Source organism: Ornithinibacillus californiensis (assembly GCF_001038485.1).
In the GTDB taxonomy this organism is placed as follows: Bacteria; Bacillota; Bacilli; order Bacillales; family Amphibacillaceae; genus Ornithinibacillus; species Ornithinibacillus californiensis.
The window spans coordinates 87,333-106,216 of record NZ_LDUE01000048.1 but is presented as its reverse complement, the minus strand read 5'-3'; the positions used below and the strand labels follow the sequence as shown (position 1 = coordinate 106,216).

The 18,884-nt window shown below is 36.2% G+C and carries 22 protein-coding genes; 21 read left to right on the top strand and 1 reads right to left on the bottom strand.

The window, feature by feature from the left end; translation table 11 throughout:
• Positions 1 to 85 precede the first annotated feature (85 nt).
• The 6 genes from fapR (at position 86) to rnc (ending at position 4,370) form a co-directional block, all read left to right on the top strand.
• Positions 86 to 664, top strand: coding sequence for a transcription factor FapR (fapR, locus tag TE34_RS11260; protein WP_047984916.1), 579 nt, complete (start codon positions 86 to 88; stop codon positions 662 to 664).
• Positions 661 to 1,665 carry a phosphate acyltransferase PlsX gene (plsX, locus tag TE34_RS11255; protein WP_047984915.1) on the top strand — a complete coding sequence of 335 codons (1,005 nt, stop codon included), beginning with the start codon at positions 661 to 663 and terminating at the stop codon, positions 1,663 to 1,665. Before fapR ends, plsX begins: the two co-directional genes overlap by 4 nt.
• Entirely contained in the window at positions 1,665 to 2,603 is a 939-nt protein-coding gene (gene fabD / locus TE34_RS11250; protein ID WP_047984914.1) for an ACP S-malonyltransferase, read from the top strand. The genes plsX and fabD overlap by 1 nt, the downstream gene beginning before the upstream one ends.
• Positions 2,603 to 3,343 (top strand): 3-oxoacyl-[acyl-carrier-protein] reductase, encoded by a 741-nt coding sequence (gene fabG / locus TE34_RS11245; RefSeq protein WP_047984913.1) that lies wholly within the window; start codon positions 2,603 to 2,605, stop codon positions 3,341 to 3,343. Before fabD ends, fabG begins: the two co-directional genes overlap by 1 nt.
• 33 nt (positions 3,344 to 3,376) lie before the next feature.
• Complete coding sequence (acpP, locus tag TE34_RS11240; RefSeq protein ID WP_047984912.1) at positions 3,377 to 3,613, top strand: acyl carrier protein; 237 nt, start codon at positions 3,377 to 3,379, stop codon at positions 3,611 to 3,613.
• A gap of 73 nt (positions 3,614 to 3,686) precedes the next feature.
• A complete protein-coding gene (gene rnc / locus TE34_RS11235) occupies positions 3,687 to 4,370 on the top strand; it encodes a ribonuclease III (RefSeq protein ID WP_047984911.1) in 684 nt (227 codons plus the stop codon).
• Positions 4,371 to 4,419: 49 nt separating this feature from the next.
• Here rnc and TE34_RS11230 read toward each other — a convergent pair whose 3' ends face one another.
• Positions 4,420 to 4,641 (bottom strand): DUF1128 domain-containing protein, encoded by a 222-nt coding sequence (locus TE34_RS11230; RefSeq protein WP_047984910.1) that lies wholly within the window; start codon positions 4,639 to 4,641, stop codon positions 4,420 to 4,422.
• A gap of 294 nt (positions 4,642 to 4,935) precedes the next feature.
• Here TE34_RS11230 and smc point away from each other — a divergent pair, with 294 nt between their 5' ends.
• The 15 genes from smc to TE34_RS11155 all read left to right on the top strand — a co-directional run bounded on the left by smc (position 4,936) and on the right by TE34_RS11155 (position 18,855).
• Positions 4,936 to 8,502 carry a chromosome segregation protein SMC gene (gene smc / locus TE34_RS11225; protein WP_047984909.1) on the top strand — a complete coding sequence of 1,189 codons (3,567 nt, stop codon included), beginning with the start codon at positions 4,936 to 4,938 and terminating at the stop codon, positions 8,500 to 8,502.
• A gap of 14 nt (positions 8,503 to 8,516) precedes the next feature.
• A complete protein-coding gene (gene ftsY / locus TE34_RS11220) occupies positions 8,517 to 9,515 on the top strand; it encodes a signal recognition particle-docking protein FtsY (RefSeq protein WP_047984908.1) in 999 nt (332 codons plus the stop codon).
• Between the two features lie 80 nt (positions 9,516 to 9,595).
• Positions 9,596 to 9,922, top strand: a complete 327-nt coding sequence (locus tag TE34_RS11215; RefSeq protein ID WP_047984907.1) for a putative DNA-binding protein — start codon at positions 9,596 to 9,598, stop codon at positions 9,920 to 9,922.
• A 13-nt stretch (positions 9,923 to 9,935) separates the two neighbouring features.
• Positions 9,936 to 11,285: a signal recognition particle protein gene (gene ffh / locus TE34_RS11210; protein WP_047984906.1), complete on the top strand. Its 1,350-nt coding sequence runs from the start codon at positions 9,936 to 9,938 to the stop codon at positions 11,283 to 11,285.
• Positions 11,286 to 11,585: 300 nt separating this feature from the next.
• Entirely contained in the window at positions 11,586 to 11,858 is a 273-nt protein-coding gene (gene rpsP / locus TE34_RS11205) for a 30S ribosomal protein S16 (RefSeq protein WP_026906094.1), read from the top strand.
• A gap of 14 nt (positions 11,859 to 11,872) precedes the next feature.
• Complete coding sequence (locus TE34_RS11200) at positions 11,873 to 12,100, top strand: KH domain-containing protein (protein ID WP_047984905.1); 228 nt, start codon at positions 11,873 to 11,875, stop codon at positions 12,098 to 12,100.
• Between the two features lie 139 nt (positions 12,101 to 12,239).
• On the top strand, positions 12,240 to 12,629 hold the full coding sequence (locus TE34_RS11195; RefSeq protein WP_047984904.1) for a YlqD family protein: 390 nt from the start codon (positions 12,240 to 12,242) through the stop codon (positions 12,627 to 12,629).
• A gap of 13 nt (positions 12,630 to 12,642) precedes the next feature.
• A complete protein-coding gene (gene rimM / locus TE34_RS11190; protein WP_047984903.1) occupies positions 12,643 to 13,158 on the top strand; it encodes a ribosome maturation factor RimM in 516 nt (171 codons plus the stop codon).
• On the top strand, positions 13,158 to 13,898 hold the full coding sequence (gene trmD / locus TE34_RS11185; RefSeq protein WP_047984902.1) for a tRNA (guanosine(37)-N1)-methyltransferase TrmD: 741 nt from the start codon (positions 13,158 to 13,160) through the stop codon (positions 13,896 to 13,898). The genes rimM and trmD overlap by 1 nt, the downstream gene beginning before the upstream one ends.
• A gap of 216 nt (positions 13,899 to 14,114) precedes the next feature.
• Positions 14,115 to 14,459 carry a 50S ribosomal protein L19 gene (gene rplS / locus TE34_RS11180; RefSeq protein ID WP_047984901.1) on the top strand — a complete coding sequence of 115 codons (345 nt, stop codon included), beginning with the start codon at positions 14,115 to 14,117 and terminating at the stop codon, positions 14,457 to 14,459.
• A gap of 134 nt (positions 14,460 to 14,593) precedes the next feature.
• Complete coding sequence (gene lepB, locus TE34_RS11175) at positions 14,594 to 15,142, top strand: signal peptidase I (RefSeq protein ID WP_047984900.1); 549 nt, start codon at positions 14,594 to 14,596, stop codon at positions 15,140 to 15,142.
• 7 nt (positions 15,143 to 15,149) lie between these two features.
• Entirely contained in the window at positions 15,150 to 16,004 is an 855-nt protein-coding gene (gene ylqF / locus TE34_RS11170; RefSeq protein ID WP_047984899.1) for a ribosome biogenesis GTPase YlqF, read from the top strand.
• Positions 16,005 to 16,084: 80 nt separating this feature from the next.
• The gene (locus TE34_RS11165; RefSeq protein WP_047984898.1) at positions 16,085 to 16,855 is read left to right on the top strand and encodes a ribonuclease HII; all 771 of its coding nucleotides are present in this window, start codon (positions 16,085 to 16,087) and stop codon (positions 16,853 to 16,855) included.
• A gap of 9 nt (positions 16,856 to 16,864) precedes the next feature.
• Positions 16,865 to 18,583 carry a hypothetical protein gene (locus tag TE34_RS11160; RefSeq protein ID WP_047984897.1) on the top strand — a complete coding sequence of 573 codons (1,719 nt, stop codon included), beginning with the start codon at positions 16,865 to 16,867 and terminating at the stop codon, positions 18,581 to 18,583.
• Entirely contained in the window at positions 18,580 to 18,855 is a 276-nt protein-coding gene (locus TE34_RS11155) for an EscU/YscU/HrcU family type III secretion system export apparatus switch protein (protein WP_047984896.1), read from the top strand. The genes TE34_RS11160 and TE34_RS11155 overlap by 4 nt, the downstream gene beginning before the upstream one ends.
• Positions 18,856 to 18,884: the final 29 nt, after the last annotated feature.

Below are 18,884 nucleotides of genomic sequence, written 5' to 3'. Positions count from 1 at the left end.
CAATATAGTAATATATATTACTATTAGTACCAAGTCATAATAGCAACAGTTATTATCGAAAATAATTATAAGTGGACGGTGCTTTATGAGGATACCTAAAGTAAAAAGACAAGAGAAACTAAGGGAAACGATTGAAGAAACTCCTTTTATAACAGATGAGGAATTAGCTAATAAATTTAATGTTAGCATACAAACGATACGACTTGATCGTATGGAATTATCTATTCCAGAACTACGTGAGAGAATTAAATCTGTTGCGAATCATCAATGGAATGAAACCGTAAAGTCATTACCGTTGGAAGATGTTATCGGAGAGATTATTGATTTAGAATTGGATAAACGGGCCATTTCAATACTAGATATTGGAAAGGAGCATGTCTTTACTAGAAATAATATTGCCCGTGGTCATCATTTATTTGCTCAAGCCAATTCACTTGCAGTTGCTGTTATAAACGATGAATTAGCTTTAACAGCCAAATCAGTACTGAACTTTAAAAGACAGGTTCGTCAAGGGGAACGAGTTGTAGCAAAGGCTTTTGTTGAAGGAATCAATGAAAAAGGACTTACATTAGTTCAAGTTGATAGTTTTGTAGATAGTGAAAAAGTTTTTTCAGGGGAATTTCACATGTATCGCTCAACTGAGAAAAAGGAGAATAATGAATGAGAATTGCAATTGATGCTATGGGAGGCGACCATGCACCGAAGGAAATTGTATTAGGTGCGATGGATGCCGTTAAAGAGTTTCAAGAGTTACATATAACACTTGTTGGTGATCAAGAACAAATCAAACAGCACCTAACAAATTCAGAGAGAATTACAATCATTCATGCTGATGAAGTAATAACTAGTGAAGATGAACCAGTAAGGGCTGTACGTCGTAAGAAGAATTCATCCATGGTTATGATGGCAGACGAGGTTAAAGAAGGTAGAGCAGATGCTTGCATATCTGCCGGAAATACTGGTGCCTTAATGAGTGCAGGTTTATTTGTTGTTGGGAGAATACCAGGTATCGATCGTCCTGCGCTTAGTCCAACTCTTCCTACTGTTGACGGAAAAGGATTTCTAATGTTAGATGTTGGAGCGAATGTAGATGCGAAACCAAACCACCTATTACAATACGCCATAATGGGGTCAGTCTACGCTGAAAAGGTTCGTTCTATTAATAATCCAAGAATAGGATTATTAAATGTTGGTACAGAAGACGGAAAAGGTAATGAATTAACGAAGAATGCCTTTGATTTAATGAAAAAGGCTCCAATTAATTTTGTAGGTAATGTGGAGGCCAGGGATTTATTGCAAGGTGTAGCCGATGTTGTGGTTACGGATGGGTTTAGTGGAAACATAGCCTTAAAGACTGTTGAAGGTACTGCATCAGCTCTATTTTCCATGATTAAGGATACCTTTATGTCCTCCTTAAAAACTAAGCTAGCAGCTGGAATGATCAAAAGTGATTTAAAAGGGTTAAAAGATAAGCTAGATTATTCCGAATATGGAGGAGCTGCTTTATTCGGCTTGGCTGCACCTGTTATTAAAGCGCATGGCTCTTCTAACCGCCGTGCAATATATAGTGCAATTAAACAAACCTGTCACATGGTAGAACATCGCGTTACAGAGACCATAAAAGAAACTGTGGAGTCGATGCAAACAGGTGAGGAGGAGAATTGATGAAAAAAATTGCATTTATGTTTCCTGGACAAGGATCACAGACAGTAGGCATGGGTGAGGAAATTCATAATAGTAATCCGAGTATAGAAGAAATGTATGCGAAGGCTAACAAAGCTATAGGGAAAGATTTAAGAAAAATAATGTTTGAAGGTCCTCCTGAAACCCTTACTGAAACAGAAAATGCCCAGCCAGCTTTACTGCTTTCTAGTATAGCTTTATATAGTTTACTTACTGAAGAAAATGTACTGCCAACAATGGTAGTAGGTCATAGTCTAGGAGAATATAGTGCCCTGGTTGCTGCCCAATCTATATCACTAGAGCAGGCACTTCCTTTAGTGGCAACACGTGGTCGACTAATGGAAGAAGCATTTCCAAAAGGGCAAGGTACTATGGCGGCTGTATTAGGGTTGTCTACTGATGTCACTCAAGAGGTGGTTGAATCCATATCTGATGAAATAGTTGATATAGCTAATATCAACTGCCCAGGTCAAATTGTTATTTCGGGATCGGTAGCTGGAGTAGAAAAAGCTAGCGTTCTTCTCAAAGAACGTGGTGCGAAAAGAGTTATTCCATTAAATGTAAGTGGGCCATTTCATTCTAGGTTGATGAAAGCAGCCAACAATGATTTTTCTACGTATTTGGAACAGGTAAATATTCAAGATGCAGCAGTTCCGGTATACGCAAATGTGACAGCAAAACAAGTTAAAAATCAAGAAGATATCAAAGAATTACTTTTAAAACAGCTTTATTCACCAGTTCGATTTGAAGAATCTATCCGCCATATGATGGAGGAGGGAATTGATGCTTTTGTTGAAGTGGGAAATGGAAAAGTGCTAAGTGGTTTAGTAAAGAAAATCGATCGTAAAGCAACTATTTTTTCAGTCCAAGACCAGGCATCCATGAACGAATTCATTAAATGGTATAGAGGTGAAGCGTAATGTTAAGTGGTAAAACGGCAATTGTTACTGGTGGTTCTAGAGGGATTGGTCGAGCAATTTGCTTAGAACTTGCTGCAAAAGGTGCAAATGTTGTGGTAAACTATGCTGGTAGTGAAGCTAAGGCCCAAGGGGTAGTAGAAGAAATTGAGAAGCTTGGTGTTAAAGCAGTTAAATTCCAGTCGGATGTCGCTAATGAAGATCAAGTAAAAGAAATGGTAAAAGCAACAATTGATACGTTTGGCAGTGTTGATATTTTAGTGAATAACGCTGGTATCACTCGTGATAATTTACTAATGAGAATGAAAGAATCTGAATTTGACCAAGTTATTAATACGAATTTAAAAGGAGTATTTGTTTGTACGAAAGCCGTTACACGGCAAATGATGAAACAGCGTTCTGGTAGAATAATAAACGTTGCTTCTATAGTTGGCGTTAGTGGAAACCCTGGGCAGGCTAATTATGTTGCGGCTAAAGCGGGTGTAATAGGACTTACAAAAACTACTGCAAAAGAACTTGCGACTCGTAATATTTTAGTTAATGCAGTAGCTCCTGGGTTTATTTCAACAGATATGACGGATGAATTAACCGATGAGCAAAAAGAGGGAATGTTAAGCCTTATTCCACTAGCTAAATTAGGTCAGCCTGAAGATGTAGCTAAAGTAGTTCGTTTCCTGGCTTCAGATGATGCTAATTATATTACTGGACAAACTATTCATATTGACGGCGGAATGGTAATGTAATATATTTTATTCTTTGAAGGGAGGTGAAGTGGTATGGCAGACGTTTTTGATCGCGTAAAAGAAATTATTGTAGATAAACTTGATGTTGAAGAAGCTAAAGTAACAATGGAAGCATCTTTCAAAGATGATTTAGAAGCAGATTCATTAGACGTTGTTGAATTAGTCATGGAACTTGAGGATGAATTCGACATGGAAATTGCTGATGAAGAAGCAGAAAAAATTAACACTGTTGGTGATGCTGTAAATTACATAAATAATTTACAGGGTTAATATAAGGTTACTTAAGGAGGGTCTCGCTAGATGCGAGACTTTTCCATATATCAACAAGAGGTGGCAAGAATTTATGGATCGAAGAAAATTAGAAGAAATGCTTAGTATTCCATTTCATAATATTGATGTTATAAGACAAGCATTTACACATTCATCTTATGTGAATGAGCATCGTAACGTTCATTTTTCTGATAATGAAAGACTAGAATTTTTAGGGGATGCAGTATTAGAATTAGGAGTCTCTCAGTATTTATATCGTAAATACCCAAGTATGCCAGAAGGAGAAATGACTAAGTTACGTGCAGCAATCGTTTGTGAACCTTCATTAGAAGCTTTTGCACGTAGCTTGAATTTTGGTGAACATATCCTTTTAGGTAAAGGGGAAGAGATGACAGGTGGAAGAAACCGACCAGCATTATTAGCTGATGTTTTTGAAGCGTTTCTAGGTGCTGTATATTTAGATCAAGGTTTTGATACAGCGTTAAATTTCTTAGAGAAACATGTATTTCCTAAAATAGACACAGGTGCTTTTTCGCATGGGATGGATTATAAAAGTAAGCTACAAGAAGTGGTTCAAAAGGATAAAAATCAAACCATTGAATACAAAATAGTAGATGAGAAAGGTCCTTCACATAATAAGGAGTTTATTGCAGAGTTACTAATTAATAGTGAAGTGCTTGGTTCCGGGATAGGTCGGACCAAAAAGGAAGCAGAACAACGTGCAGCAAAAGATGCCCTTGATAAAATAGAAAATTAGAGAATAGAGGTTGCCCCTTGTAGGACAACCTCTATCTGTATTAGAATTGTTATTTTCTAACCTGTCTTAGTTCTTGGATAAATGCCTGAATTTCAGATGCGGATAGTCTACCTTTTTGGACAACCATGTCATACATGAACTTAATATCTTCGTATTTGGAAAGATCATAGTCCTCGACATCTAGCAGGGAGCGATTAGCAACAGACATACGTTCACCTAGGTCATTTAATATGTACGCTAAATTTTCTTTAGTAGGGTTTTCTAGATTCATAATACACCTCTATTTAGTAAAATAATGTGGGTATTTCGGTCCACTCTTCTTTTGTTTCTATGTTTATGATAAAATAAATGCATTAAAAAGCCAATAATTATGTGGTTATAAATATCCATATTAAGAAAAATACTTTTTTAAAATAGGGCAATTTTTATGATTGTTGTTTTAGAGGGAAGCGATTATTCAGTAACAACAGCGATAATATATAAGCCTATAAATAAAGAGAAAAAGGGAAAATGGAATCGTTTTTACTTTTAAAGAAAGTGATTCGTTTCCGTTAGGAGAATGTCTATGTATTTAAAACGTTTAGAAAGTGTTGGTTTTAAATCTTTTGCAGAGCGAATTCATGTGGACTTTGTACCTGGCGTTACTGCCGTAGTTGGCCCAAATGGTAGTGGGAAGAGTAATATTACTGACGCTATTCGTTGGGTATTAGGAGAACAGTCTGCAAAATCGTTACGTGGTACTAAGATGGAGGATATTATTTTCCAAGGTAGTGATTCGAGAAAAGCTTTAAACGTCGCTGAAGTAACTTTGGTATTAGATAATAGTGACCAGGCTGTACCACTTGATTATGACGAAGTTAGTGTGACAAGAAGAGTTTATCGTTCTGGTGAAAGTGAATTTTATATCAATAAGCAATCATGTCGCCTGAAGGATATTGTAGATTTGTTTCTTGATTCTGGGCTTGGTAAAGAAGCATTTTCAATTATTAGTCAAGGTAAAGTAGAAGAGATATTAAGCTCTAAAGCGGAAGAAAGACGTACTATATTTGAAGAAGCTGCAGGCGTGTTGAAATATAAACAACGTAAAAAAAAGGCAGAATATAAACTTGCTGAAACACAAGAAAATTTGAATCGTGTAGAAGATATTATTTATGAAATAGAAAATCAGTTAGATCCATTAAAAGCACAAGCAGAGACAGCAAAAGAATACTTAAAGCAAAAGGATTTACTTAAACAACAGGAAATATCTCTATTAATTACAGAGATTGAAATGTTACATGAAGAATGGCAAGGGCTATTAAAAGAGATTGATTCTGAAAAGATGGATGAAGTCGCCCTGAAAACACATATCCAAAAGAAAGAAGCGAGCCTAACATCTGAGCGAGAAGAAATTAACCGTATGGATGAAAAAATCAACGAATTACAAGAACGCTTGCTTTCTACTACTCAACAGCTAGAGCAATATGAAGGCAGAAAACAAGTATTCCATGAAAGAACAAAGCACTTTGCGGAAAATAAGGAAAAGCTTGAGACACAAAAGCGCGAAGCAGAAGAACAAATTCAAACCTTAGAAGCAGAACTTTCAAAGGAAACATTTACGTTAACTGAGCTTCAAGAAATAAAGCAACATACGAAGAAATTGGTAGATGAGCTTAAGATTAAACTAACTACGGATAAGGACAGTCTTGTTGAGCAAATCGAAGAACTCAAATCGGAGTACATTGAATTCCTAAATAAACAGGCTGCTAAGCGGAATGAGAGACAGTCTATTGCACAACAAATTCAACAAATTCATGGTAAAAAAGACAAACAAGATGATAAATTCCAAGATGTCATTGGACTTAGAGAAAACTATACTAAGCAATTACAAGAAGCAACCTTAACCCTTAATAATTATGAAAATACCTATCGTAAAAAAGAAGAATCCATTAAACAATTAAAAAAGGATATAGAATTAAAGCGTAATAATTATCAGGAGTCTCAAACTAAGCTTTATCAGGGCTATCAATACATCGAGAAGCTGAAGTCTAAGAAAGAAATGCTTGAAGAAATGAAAGAGGATTTTCAAGGATTCTTCCATGGAGTTAAAGCAGTATTAAAAGCGAGAGAAGATGGTAAATTATCTGCAATCCATGGTGCTGTAATTGAGCTAATGGATGTACCTAAGCCTTATATCACCGCTATAGAAACCGTACTGGGTGGTCAAGCGCAACATATAGTAGTTGAAAATGATGAGTCTGCTAGAGAAGCGATATCCTGGTTGAAGAAAACTCATAGCGGTCGTGCAACTTTCTTACCATTAGGATCAATCCAACCAAGATTCATTCCCGTGGATGTATTGAATCAGATACAAAATCATCCTGGCTACATCGGGATTGCAGGGAAGTTAGTTTCAACGAATACCCCCTTCCAAAAAGCAATCGATCACTTAATGGGACATGTTGTCATTGCGAAAACATTAAAAGATGCCAATGATATTGCTAGACTTCTCATGAGAAAATATCGAGTAGTTACGTTAGAAGGGGACGTTGTAAACCCAGGTGGTTCTATGTCTGGGGGAGCTCAAAAGAAAGCTAACTCTTCTTTGTTTACGAGAGAAAAAGATCTTCAAGAGCTAACAGAAAAGCTGGAAGACTACCAAATAAAAGCACAAGAATTTGAGCAACAAGTACAAAAACAAAAGCAACAGATTACGGCATTAGAGCATCAGTTAGTGGGAATTGAACAAGAGATTGTTGATGAGCAATTACATTTACAAGAAGCTAAGTCAAATCACAAAGAATTAGAATTGAAACTTGCTTCCTTGCAGGAAAATCTATCTGTGTATGATCAAGATAAAAAACAATACGAACGTGACCTACAGATTCTTGAAGCACGTGATCAAGAGCTTACACTTGAATTAAACGATATTGAGCAGAAGTTACAATATTTTCAATCTCAAATTGATTCCCTTTCGAAGCAAGAGCTAGAGTTTAAAGAAAACCAAGATCAGCTTCAAAGTGATTTCCATCAATATCAGGTTCAGTTGGCGGAGCAGGAAGAACGAGTGAAAAGTCAGCAAGATAAAACTAACCTGCTTAAAAATAGACTATCGGAACATACGGAGCGCTTTGAAAAAGTTACGGAAGAGATAGAAGAATTGATAGAACTCTCTCAGTCAAATGAAACAGAAGAAGAAATAAATGAGAAGCTTTCCGAAAAAAGTGAAGAAAAAGAATCTATAACTGCATCAATTCAAGGATTACGTTCGGACAGAATGCAAAGAACACAAAAACAGAAGGATGAAGAACGTGAACTGAAAGAAGAAAACAAGAAACATCAAGCCTTAATGCAAAGAATACAACAAAAAGAAGTAAAAGCAAATAGACTGGATGTAGAATTGGAAAACCGTTTGGCTATATTACAGACTGAGTACATGATTACGTTTGAACGTGCGCAACAAGAATTCAGTAAAGTAGAGAATATAGCAGAAGCAAAAAATCAAGTGGCTGAAATTAAATCAAGAATAGACCGTCTAGGTAATGTTAACCTTGGTGCAATTGAAGAATATGATCGTATTGCTGAACGTTATACATTCTTAACAGAACAAAGAAATGACCTAGTTGAAGCAAAGCAAACATTATTTGCTGTTATTAAAGAAATGGATGAAGAAATGGAGCACCTCTTTAGTACAACCTTTGGTCAAATAAGAGATGAGTTTGCAATCGTCTTTAAAGAATTATTTGGTGGGGGACATGCTGAGTTGAAGCTCACTGACCCGAGCAATTTATTAGATACTGGAGTTGATATTATTGCTCAGCCGCCAGGTAAGAAATTACAAAACCTCGGACTATTGTCTGGTGGTGAGCGTGCGTTAACTGCTATTGCATTACTCTTTGCTATTTTAAGAGTACGTCCAGTACCATTCTGTGTCTTAGATGAAGTAGAAGCAGCTCTAGACGATGCAAATGTTGTCCGTTTTGCCAAATATGTTAAGCATTATAGTGAAAATACACAGTTTATTGTTATCACACACCGTCAAGGTACGATGGAACAGGCTGATGTTTTATACGGAGTAACGATGCAGGAGTCAGGTGTATCCCGTCTTGTATCCGTCCGTTTAGAAGAAACAATAGAGCTTATTCAATCTTAAAGGAGTGCACATTTATGAGCTTTTTTCAAAAGTTGAAAAGTAAATTCAAACAAGACAATCAAGAAGAAGTTTCCACGAAATATAAAGAAGGTATGGAAAAAACAAGAAAATCCTTTTCGGGAAAGATTAATGATCTGATTGCAAGGTATCGAAAAGTAGATGAAGATTTCTTTGAAGAACTGGAAGAAGTTCTTATTTCTGCTGATGTTGGTGTAATGACCGTTATGGATTTCATTGATGAATTAAAATTTGAGGTCCAACGTCGTAATATTAAAGATACTGCAGAAGTCAAAGACGTTATTTCAGAGAAATTAGTTGATATTTATTACGGTGACGATGATGAAGAGATTGAGACTTTAAATATTCAAGAAGATGGCCTTACAGTCATCCTTGTTGTAGGGGTTAATGGTGTTGGTAAAACAACCTCTATCGGTAAGCTAGCCCATCGACTGAAAGCGGATGGTAAGACTGTCATGCTTGCAGCTGGTGATACATTCCGTGCGGGAGCCATTGAACAATTGGAGGTTTGGGGCGAACGTGCAGAAGTAGAGGTTGTTAAGCAAAATGCAGGAAGTGATCCTGCTGCTGTTATCTTTGATGCAATCAAGGCGGCCAAATCTCGAAAAGTGGATGTTTTACTTTGTGATACTGCTGGTAGATTGCAAAACAAAGTAAACCTAATGAATGAATTATCTAAGGTGAAACGTGTAATAGAGAGAGAAATCCCTGGTGCGCCACATGAAGTATTGCTAGTGTTAGATGCAACTACCGGGCAAAATGCATTAAGCCAAGCAAAAACTTTCTCAGAATCTACCGATGTTACAGGAATTGTTTTAACGAAGCTAGATGGCACGGCAAAAGGTGGTATTGTTTTAGCTATTCGACATGAACTCAACATACCTGTTAAATTTGTTGGTCTTGGTGAGAAAGCGGAAGATTTACAGAAGTTCGATGCAAATGCATTTGTGTATGGATTATTTGCTGATATGTTAGATGAACCAAGTGAAGATTAGGTTAGTCTTCTACTTGCAAAAGGATAGATCGTTCGATAAGATAAATTGTAAAGGTTTTTCACTTAACAAGGGGTGATACAATGCTAGATAAAACGACGAGAATGAATTATTTATTTGATTTTTACCAAGCATTACTTACACCCAAACAACGTAGCTATATGGAAATGTACTACCTTGAAGATTATTCGTTGGGGGAAATTTCAGAGGAATCAAATGTTTCGCGTCAAGCTGTATATGACAACATTAAGCGGACAGAGACAATGTTAGAATCCTATGAAGAGAAACTGCATTTATATGATAAGTTCGAAAAAAGAATGCGGCTTGTACAACTTCTAGAAAAGCATGTTTCTACTCTTGAAGATGAGCAGCTTCATTTATATATTAATCAATTAAAAGAATTAGATTAGGGGGACACCTTACATGGCATTTGAGGGACTCGCCGACCGTCTGCAAAGTACGATTAAGCGAATAACAGGGAAAGGGAAAGTCTCTGAACAAGATGTTAAAGAGATGACCCGTGAAATACGCCTTGCACTACTGGAAGCGGATGTTAACTTCAAAGTAGTGAAAGATTTGATTAAGCGTATTAAGGAACGTGCAGTAGGTCAAGAGGTAATGGAAAGCCTAACACCTGGACAACAGGTTATTAAGGTTGTAAAAGAAGAGTTAACCGAGCTAATGGGTGGAGAACAAAGCAAAATAGCTGTAAGTGACCGTCCACCAACGGTAATTATGATGGTTGGTTTGCAAGGTGCTGGTAAAACTACTACCACAGGTAAACTTGCAAATCTATTAAGAAAGAAACATAATCGTTCTCCATTGTTAGTCGCTTGTGATATTTATAGACCTGCAGCAATTCAACAATTAGAAACACTTGGTTCACAATTGGATATGCCAGTGTTCTCAATGGGGACAGAGGCAAATCCAGTAGATATTGCAAAGAAGGCAATTGAAAAGGCTAAAGAAGAACATCATGACTATGTTCTTATTGATACAGCTGGTAGACTACATGTTGATACAGATTTAATGGAGGAACTTGAGCAAATTAAAGCAACAGTGAATCCAGATGAGATCTTCCTTGTGGTTGATGCAATGACAGGTCAAGATGCTGTTAATGTTGCAGAAAGCTTTAATGAGCAACTAGACATTACAGGTGTCGTATTAACAAAGCTTGATGGTGATACCCGTGGTGGTGCTGCATTATCTATTAAGGCAGTCACAGGAAAATCAATTAAATTTGCTGGTATGGGAGAAAAGCTTGATCAATTAGAGGCATTCCATCCAGAACGTATGGCTTCACGAATTCTTGGAATGGGCGATGTATTAACACTAATTGAAAAAGCTCAAGCTTCAGTAGATGAAAATCAAGCAAAAGAATTAGAAGATAAAATGCGTAACGCAACTTTTACTTTCGATGATTTTCTAGAACAGATGGGCCAAGTTAAGAAAATGGGGCCACTAGAAGACTTATTAGGGATGATTCCAGGCGCTAATAAGATGAAAGGGCTAAAAAATGTCCAATTTGATGAAAAGCAATTAGTACATGTTGAGGCGATTATCCAATCAATGACCAAAAAAGAACGCCAAGACCCAAGCGTTATGAATGCAAGTCGAAAGAAAAGGATTGCAAAAGGTTCCGGAACATCCGTATCCCAAGTCAACCGCCTACTAAAACAATTCGACGAAATGAAAAAAATGATGAAACAAATGACCAACATGCAAAAAGGCAAAAAAGGAAAAGGCTTCAAAATGCCTTTTAATCCTTTTTGATAATTAGTTTTTCTGTATACTGTATTACTATTTAGTAAGATGAACTAGTTTAGTGCTCTGAGCAGCCCGTATACACGGAGACTCCTGTGGGAGGATAGGCTTCGGTGAGACCCCGCAAGAGCGATAGCTCTGAGGAGGCTCACCAGCCGCCCACGGAAAGCGAAGTGTATACGGGCTGCGGATAAGGATAGAATGCTAAATAACTATAAAAAACAAGATGTAATGTAAAAACACTTTACAGACTAAAAACTTTCTGATACAATCAATTCTTGTGAGAACATATTAATGGAGGTGCAAGTAATGGCAGTAAAAATTCGTTTAAAACGTATGGGTTCTAAAAGAAATCCTTTCTATCGTATTGTTGTAGCTGATTCACGTTCTCCTCGTGACGGACGTTCTATTGAACAAATTGGAACTTATAATCCTGTAGTTGATCCAGTTGAAGTTAAAATAGATGAAGCAAAAGCACTTGATTGGATGACAAAAGGCGCTAAGCCAAGCGATACAGTACGTAACTTATTCTCAAAAGAAGGCATCATGAAGAAATTCCACGAACAAAAAACTAATAAGTAAAGTAGTGTGATATCATGAAAGCCCTTATTGAATCGATTGTAGCACCATTAGTTGATTATCCAGAAGACGTTGTTGTGACAGAGCGAGAAGAAGACACGAAAATTGTCTACCATCTTACTGTAAATCAAAATGACGTTGGTAAGGTGATTGGAAAAAATGGCCGTATTGCAAAAGCGATTCGTACTGTAGTTTATGCAGCTAAGTCAGACGCTAATAAACGAATCTATCTAGATATCATGTAAAGGGAAAGGGAGACCTTTCCCTTTTTACACATTCACAGAGAAATTATAGCCTTATTTATAGTTAACAGACTTTTGAAGGTGTACTCGTGTAATACATACGACGGGCACTGATTAAAGGGAAGGTTGAGGCGAGGTAGACGTGAATATTATAAAAAAAGTAGTTATAAAGCAAGTTATTACCGAGAAAAGCAAAGACAAATTGAGAGAAAAGTTCACTAAACACAAAATGCGACTTGAACAAGAGTGTCAACAACTATTATTTGAGCAACGAAAATTGCAAAATAGAAAAGGGATGTCAAAACAAGATCTCCACGACCGCTTTCAACAAGAAATAAAAAAGCGTAAGGAAAAAATAAAACTCATTGAGTTTAAAATCGATCAATTGGAAATGCTAGAAATTGGAAGCGAAATTGTTGAAAGTGAAGTTGAAGCTCTTGTTGAGGTAAAAGTTGGTACGCATTGGAATGAGATTATGGAGACTACAGCCATCATTATTAAAGATGATGTTGTCGTACGAATTGATAACTAGCAGGTGAAATTATATGAATGAGAAAATGTACACAGTTGGAAAAATAATAAATACGCATGGAATTCGGGGAGATCTTAAAATTCTTCGAGTAAGTGATTTTGAAGATCGCTTTGAAATTGGAAATGTTTTATATCTTGTTACAAATAATCAAGTTGTAAGAGAATTAGAGATTGATGGTCATCGGATTCACAAAGGGTTTGATTTACTTCATTTTAAAGGTTTGAACAATATTAATGAAGTCGAGCATTTTAAAGGCTCTACGTTAAAAATATTGGAATCTCAACTTACCGAATTAGAAGAAAACGAATACTATTACCATGAGATTATTGGTTGTGAAGTATTTACTAATGAAGGGAATTCTATTGGCCAAGTCAAAGAAATATTAGCTCCTGGAGCAAATGATGTATGGGTTATAAAACAACCAAAAGGTAAAGATATATTAATTCCGTATATTAAAGATGTAGTGAAAGATATTGATATTGCTGAAAAGAAAATCGTTATCGAACCAATGGAAGGATTGCTTGATTGATGCAAATAGACATACTAACATTGTTTCCTGAGATGATTGAAAGTGTTTTTAATACTTCAATCTTGAAAAAAGCACAAGAAAAAGATAAGTTTCATTTTAATCTGGTGAACTTTAGAGATTTCACAGAAAACAAACACAACAAAGTAGATGATTATCCTTATGGTGGAGGGGCTGGTATGGTGTTGTCACCACAGCCTATTTTTGATGCAGTAGATGCAATTACAGCGGACAAAGAGTCTAAACCAAGAATAGTATTAATGTGTCCGCAAGGCGAGCGCTATACACAAAAAAAGGCTGAGGAATTAGCTGAAGAGGATCACTTGGTTATTATTTGTGGTCATTATGAAGGATATGATGAACGAATACGCGAGCATTTAGTAACAGATGAAATTTCAATAGGTGATTTTGTACTTACAGGTGGCGAGTTAGGGGCTATGGTTGTAGTTGATAGTGTCGTAAGGCTTTTGCCTGAAGTTCTTGGTAATCAAGAATCGGCACCACAAGATTCTTTTTCAACAGGCTTATTAGAGCATCCGCATTATACTAGACCAGCAGACTTTAGAGGTATGAAGGTACCTGAAGTACTCACATCTGGCGATCACGCTAAAATTGAATCGTGGCGAAGAGAACAATCATTAAAAAGAACCTATGAACGTCGTAAAGATTTATTAGATGATTATTCGCTGTCCGAAGAAGATAATAAAATCCTACAAAAACTAGTAGATAAGCAATCGGAGTAAAATAAAATAGGAATATCATTGGTTTTTAAAACCTTAGTCTTTTCTGGTTACTCTCTATTAGTAGTATTGAAACTTATGTTGAAATAATTTGTTGAAGTCTAGCTCGTATTATGATATATTATTTATTGTGCTTAACTACGATTAAGTACGTATAAACGATGTTCCGCTGTTACCTATTGGGAATAATGAGCATTGGTTTGGAAGGAGTGAAGCAGGATGCAAAAATTAATCGAAGAAATCACAAAAGATCAGCTTCGTAACGATCATCCTGATTTCCGCCCAGGAGATACTGTTAAAGTTCACGTTAAAGTTGTAGAAGGAACTCGTGAACGTATCCAGGTTTTCGAAGGTGTCGTTATTAAACGTCAAAACGGTGGAATCAGCGAGACATTTACAGTAAGAAAAATTTCTTATGGTGTAGGTGTTGAACGTACTTTCCCAGTACATTCACCTCGTCTTGATAAAATCGAAGTTACACGTCGTGGTATTGTACGTCGTGCGAAACTATACTATCTTCGTAACCTACGCGGAAAAGCAGCACGTATTAAAGAACGTCGCTAAGAATAGAAATCGAAGAATGCATTTGGAAAGGAGCTTGGTATTTTATTCAAGCTCCTTTTTACATAAAAGAAAACATAATAGCTACATGATAAATTATAATATAATTATAAGAGCAAGGTTTCGGAGGTTAGAATATGGCTGCTAAAGGGAAAAGTGAGTGGTTTGATTGGTTAAAAGCATTATTAATCGCATTTGGTATAGCCTTTTTAGTAAGAACCTTCTTATTTACACCTATTATCGTTGACGGTCCTTCCATGCAACCAACATTACATGATCGAGATCAAATGATCGTTAATAAATTTCTTTACAAAATAGATGAACCGGAACGATTTGATGTTGTTGTGTTTCATGCCAATGACCAAAAGGATTTTATTAAACGTGTCATCGCCTTACCTGGTGAGCATGTAGCTTATAAAGATAATATTTTATATATAGATGGTGAGCCTATAGAAGAAGAGTTCTTTCTTGATACCCGTGTAGATATAGAAACAAATGATTTCACCTTGGAAGTAATAAAGGGTAACTATGGCACAGTTCCAGAGGGGCATGTTTTTGTACTTGGTGACAATCGAACGAACTCTACAGACAGTAGGTTACTCGGTCCAATACCAATTGATCAGATTGTTGGCAAAGCAAGTGTGATATACTGGCCGTTTGATCGATTTAAATTCATAGGAGAGTAGGACAACTATGACAATTCAATGGTTTCCTGGCCATATGGCCAAAGCAAGAAGAGAAATAGAAGAAAAGCTTAAATTGGTTGATTTTGTAATGGAGCTTGTGGATGCTAGAGCCCCTTTATCATCTCAAAATCCGATGCTTCAGCAAGTATTACAAAGCAAATCCAAGATGATTCTATTAATGAAACGTGATTTGGCAGACACTAAGGTCACTAATGAATGGATAGAATACTTTAAAGAGCGTGAAATTCCGGCCTTAGCTGTGAATGTTAATGACAAATCCGATGTGAATAGAGTTATACAATTAGCAAAAGAGCTAGGAAAAGTAAAGCTAGAGAAATTGAAGAAAAAAGGAATCCAACCACGTGCTGCACGAGCAATGATCGTCGGGATACCAAATGTAGGAAAATCAACGTTAATTAATCGACTGGCTAACAAAAAGATAGCAAAAGTTGGCGACCGGCCAGGAGTAACAAAACAACAGCTTTGGATTAAAGTGAAAAAGGAATTTGAATTATTAGATACACCTGGTATATTGTGGCCTAAATTTGAGGACCAAACGGTAGGGTATCGACTGGCTGCAATAGGTACCATAAAAGACCAATTGCTTTCGATACAAGATATCGTTGTATTTGTAATTAATTATTTAAAAGAATATTATCCTAAGTCTCTAGAAGAACGTTATCAAATTGAACAACATGAAGAAGACATGTTAGAGATTTTTATGAAAATAGGTAAGTTCAGGGGTGCTCTTGAGAGCGGAGGAAATATAAATCTTGATAAAGTTAGTGACCTTGTAATTCGCGATCTAAGGACGGGACGACTAGGTAATATAACCTTGGAAAGACCTAAAGAGGAAGGATAAAGACATACATCATTAGATGGATGTCTTTTATTTTTTATAGTGTGAGCCGATATAAAAGGTATAGAAAGTAAGGTGTTAACATGGGAAATCAATCCATCAGTGAATTAAGAACGTTATTACAACAGGAAAGACTAACAGACATTGATATTGAATCGCTAAAAAATGACAGCCGTAAAGGAGTACAACAACTCATTCAAACTTATGAAAAGCAAAAGCTAAAACAATTGGCTTTAGAGATGGCCTATGAAGAGATGTCTGTTTACGAAAAAAAGAGTTACCAAATTGGAAAGAAATTCGTTGCTGGAATTGATGAAGCGGGTAGAGGACCATTAGCTGGCCCAGTTGTAGCCGCTGCAGTAATCTTACCAATAGATTTTAAACTATTAGGTTTAAATGATTCAAAGCAGTTAAGTGAATCAAAACGTGAGGAATACTTTGAAATCATTAAAGAAAATGCCATTAGTTATGGTATTTCTATAGTTGATAATCAAACGATAGATGAAATAAATATACTAGAATCTACAAAACTAGCAATGCGAAATGCATTGACTCAATTAAGTCCAAAGGCTCAGCATGTATTGATAGATGCAGTTGAACTTGATAGTCTGCCATGCTCCTCAGAAGCTATTATTAAAGGTGATGCCAGAAGTATTTCGATCGCAGCAGCAAGTATTCTTGCAAAAGTAAGTAGAGATAGATTAATGAAGGAGATTCATTCCGAATATCCGATGTACGATTTTCAGTCGAATATGGGGTACGGGACAAAATTGCATATGGAGATGCTTAAAGAATATGGTATTTCGCCATATCATCGTAAGTCATTCGGGCCTGTTAAAGAAAATATAAGGTGAGTGGTTCAGATGAATATTCAACAAGTTGCACAAAGTCAGTTATCAAACCTAAAGGTAGGTACCCTACATCTAAGAACTGGGCAAATTATACAAGGAAACATACATAAACTGTTTCCGAATAACAAAGCACAAATTCAGCTTGGAACGAATCAATTAATTGCTCAGTTAGAAGCTTCCTTAGAGGTAGGAGCACGCTACCATTTCCAAGTGAAAAGTACAGATAATGTTATACTATTGAAGGTTTTAGGCGACTCATTGGATAGTGGCCCTAATTCACAAATGAACTATTTACACTTGTTGCGCCAATTAGGTATAAAACATACGAAACTCAATCAAGAATTTGTTGGTTTACTACTGCGGAATAAGATTCCGTTTGATAAAGGCCAATTACAGAATGCCATAGCATTATTAAATGCAGCTTCTGATAAAGGGCAAGCTAAACTGGTATTGCAAGACATGATTCTAAATAAAACTCCCATTACGGAAGCGTTATTCCAAGCCTTGTCTTCACGATTTTTGGGAAGTTTTACCGAGCGCATTGTTACATTAGAAGCAGAAATGCAACAACCCCATACTACAGATACGAAACTGAAACAGGATCTACTTAGTCAACTTAAACAGTTTTCTGGAAATTCAAGTGAAATAAGAATATCCCAACTATCGCCTTTATTGGATAGTCCTGAAATAGTTAATGTATTGAAAGTGATTGGTGTAATAGACCGTGAAATTCCGTTTAGTAGTTGGAGTAATCGGGTAAACCAAATGATGAATCAGAATGTAGCTCCTGTTAACCATCTATTGCAGATTGATTCACCTAAGCAGTTAGGTACAATCCTATCTAATCTAACTTTGATAAATCAGCAAGCTAATTCATTATTAACAAACTGGGGAGAGTTATTACATTGGAATATAACCAAAAACCTCCCTTTGTCTAATGAATCCTTTGCTAATTTAAAACAGGAAGTAGAGCAATCTATATTTCGCCTCACACCACGCAATTTAGATTCATTCATTAATAACCCTCAACAATTGAAGGCATTACTTGCAGATATAGAAATATTAGCTAACACAAAAAATTATGTAAAACTTGACTCACTTCTACATCACATGTTAAAGGAAACATTTCTTAGTCAGAAACAACTAGTATTACAAGAGGTTGGCCTCAACTATGAAAAAACCATCTTACAATCTGGGGAAAATCCTAGCAATACATTGAAAGGGATGTTGTTACAGATTCTGCAATCTAGTGATGGATTCATCCAAGATCACGCGACTAGACTATTACAATCTATCAATGGATTACAATTACAGTCAGTTCTTGAAACCGATAAGGCACTTCAGGCAAATCTGATTATGCCAGGAAAAGTATTTGGTATGGAAAATGATATTGGGATGTCGTTTGAGGGAAAAAGAACGGATACTGGTGAATTGAACCCAGATTTTTGTAGAGTCATGTTCTTCCTTGATCTCACAAATCTGGAACAGACGGTTATAGACATGCAAGTCCAAAAACGAGCTATCTCTTTATCCATCTTAAATGATAACGATATCAGTGATTTAACCCAGTCTTTAAAACCAATATTAAAGAGCGGATTAGAAAAACTTGACTATCATTTGTCTTCAGTCATATTTCGACCTTTAACAATGAAAGATTCGACTACTCCTAATAACAAAGTAGAAGTTGAGAAACAGCAAGTATCATATGAGGGGGTAGACTTTCGGATATGAATCACAATCGAAAAAAGGCGATTGCATTAAGCTATGATCAAGAAAAAGCAGATGCGCCAAAAGTAAGCGCAACTGGGAAAGGGTTAATAGCAGAAAATATTATTAAGAAAGCTAAAGAGAATCATATACCTATCATGGAAGACAGGAATATGGTCGAATTGCTTTCTAAACTAGATATAAATGAAAAAGTACCAGAAGAACTCTATCAAGCAGTAGCTGAGGTGTTTGCATTTATCTACCGAACAGATCAAAAGATGGACCAAAACAAATAATACTAATAATTTTACGACAAATAGTAGTT

What these genes read in the sequence shown, in the direction of transcription:
- fapR (WP_047984916.1), top strand. Translation starts at nt 86, where the DNA reads ATGAGGATACCTAAAGTAAAAAGACAAGAGAAACTAAGGGAAACGATT.
- plsX (WP_047984915.1), top strand. Translation starts at nt 661, where the DNA reads ATGAGAATTGCAATTGATGCTATGGGAGGCGACCATGCACCGAAGGAA.
- fabD (WP_047984914.1), top strand. Translation starts at nt 1,665, where the DNA reads ATGAAAAAAATTGCATTTATGTTTCCTGGACAAGGATCACAGACAGTA.
- fabG (WP_047984913.1), top strand. Translation starts at nt 2,603, where the DNA reads ATGTTAAGTGGTAAAACGGCAATTGTTACTGGTGGTTCTAGAGGGATT.
- acpP (WP_047984912.1), top strand. Translation starts at nt 3,377, where the DNA reads ATGGCAGACGTTTTTGATCGCGTAAAAGAAATTATTGTAGATAAACTT.
- rnc (WP_047984911.1), top strand. Translation starts at nt 3,687, where the DNA reads ATGGATCGAAGAAAATTAGAAGAAATGCTTAGTATTCCATTTCATAAT.
- TE34_RS11230 (WP_047984910.1), bottom strand. Translation starts at nt 4,641, where the DNA reads ATGAATCTAGAAAACCCTACTAAAGAAAATTTAGCGTACATATTAAAT.
- smc (WP_047984909.1), top strand. Translation starts at nt 4,936, where the DNA reads ATGTATTTAAAACGTTTAGAAAGTGTTGGTTTTAAATCTTTTGCAGAG.
- ftsY (WP_047984908.1), top strand. Translation starts at nt 8,517, where the DNA reads ATGAGCTTTTTTCAAAAGTTGAAAAGTAAATTCAAACAAGACAATCAA.
- TE34_RS11215 (WP_047984907.1), top strand. Translation starts at nt 9,596, where the DNA reads ATGCTAGATAAAACGACGAGAATGAATTATTTATTTGATTTTTACCAA.
- ffh (WP_047984906.1), top strand. Translation starts at nt 9,936, where the DNA reads ATGGCATTTGAGGGACTCGCCGACCGTCTGCAAAGTACGATTAAGCGA.
- rpsP (WP_026906094.1), top strand. Translation starts at nt 11,586, where the DNA reads ATGGCAGTAAAAATTCGTTTAAAACGTATGGGTTCTAAAAGAAATCCT.
- TE34_RS11200 (WP_047984905.1), top strand. Translation starts at nt 11,873, where the DNA reads ATGAAAGCCCTTATTGAATCGATTGTAGCACCATTAGTTGATTATCCA.
- rimM (WP_047984903.1), top strand. Translation starts at nt 12,643, where the DNA reads ATGAATGAGAAAATGTACACAGTTGGAAAAATAATAAATACGCATGGA.
- trmD (WP_047984902.1), top strand. Translation starts at nt 13,158, where the DNA reads ATGCAAATAGACATACTAACATTGTTTCCTGAGATGATTGAAAGTGTT.
- rplS (WP_047984901.1), top strand. Translation starts at nt 14,115, where the DNA reads ATGCAAAAATTAATCGAAGAAATCACAAAAGATCAGCTTCGTAACGAT.
- lepB (WP_047984900.1), top strand. Translation starts at nt 14,594, where the DNA reads ATGGCTGCTAAAGGGAAAAGTGAGTGGTTTGATTGGTTAAAAGCATTA.
- ylqF (WP_047984899.1), top strand. Translation starts at nt 15,150, where the DNA reads ATGACAATTCAATGGTTTCCTGGCCATATGGCCAAAGCAAGAAGAGAA.
- TE34_RS11165 (WP_047984898.1), top strand. Translation starts at nt 16,085, where the DNA reads ATGGGAAATCAATCCATCAGTGAATTAAGAACGTTATTACAACAGGAA.
- TE34_RS11160 (WP_047984897.1), top strand. Translation starts at nt 16,865, where the DNA reads ATGAATATTCAACAAGTTGCACAAAGTCAGTTATCAAACCTAAAGGTA.
- TE34_RS11155 (WP_047984896.1), top strand. Translation starts at nt 18,580, where the DNA reads ATGAATCACAATCGAAAAAAGGCGATTGCATTAAGCTATGATCAAGAA.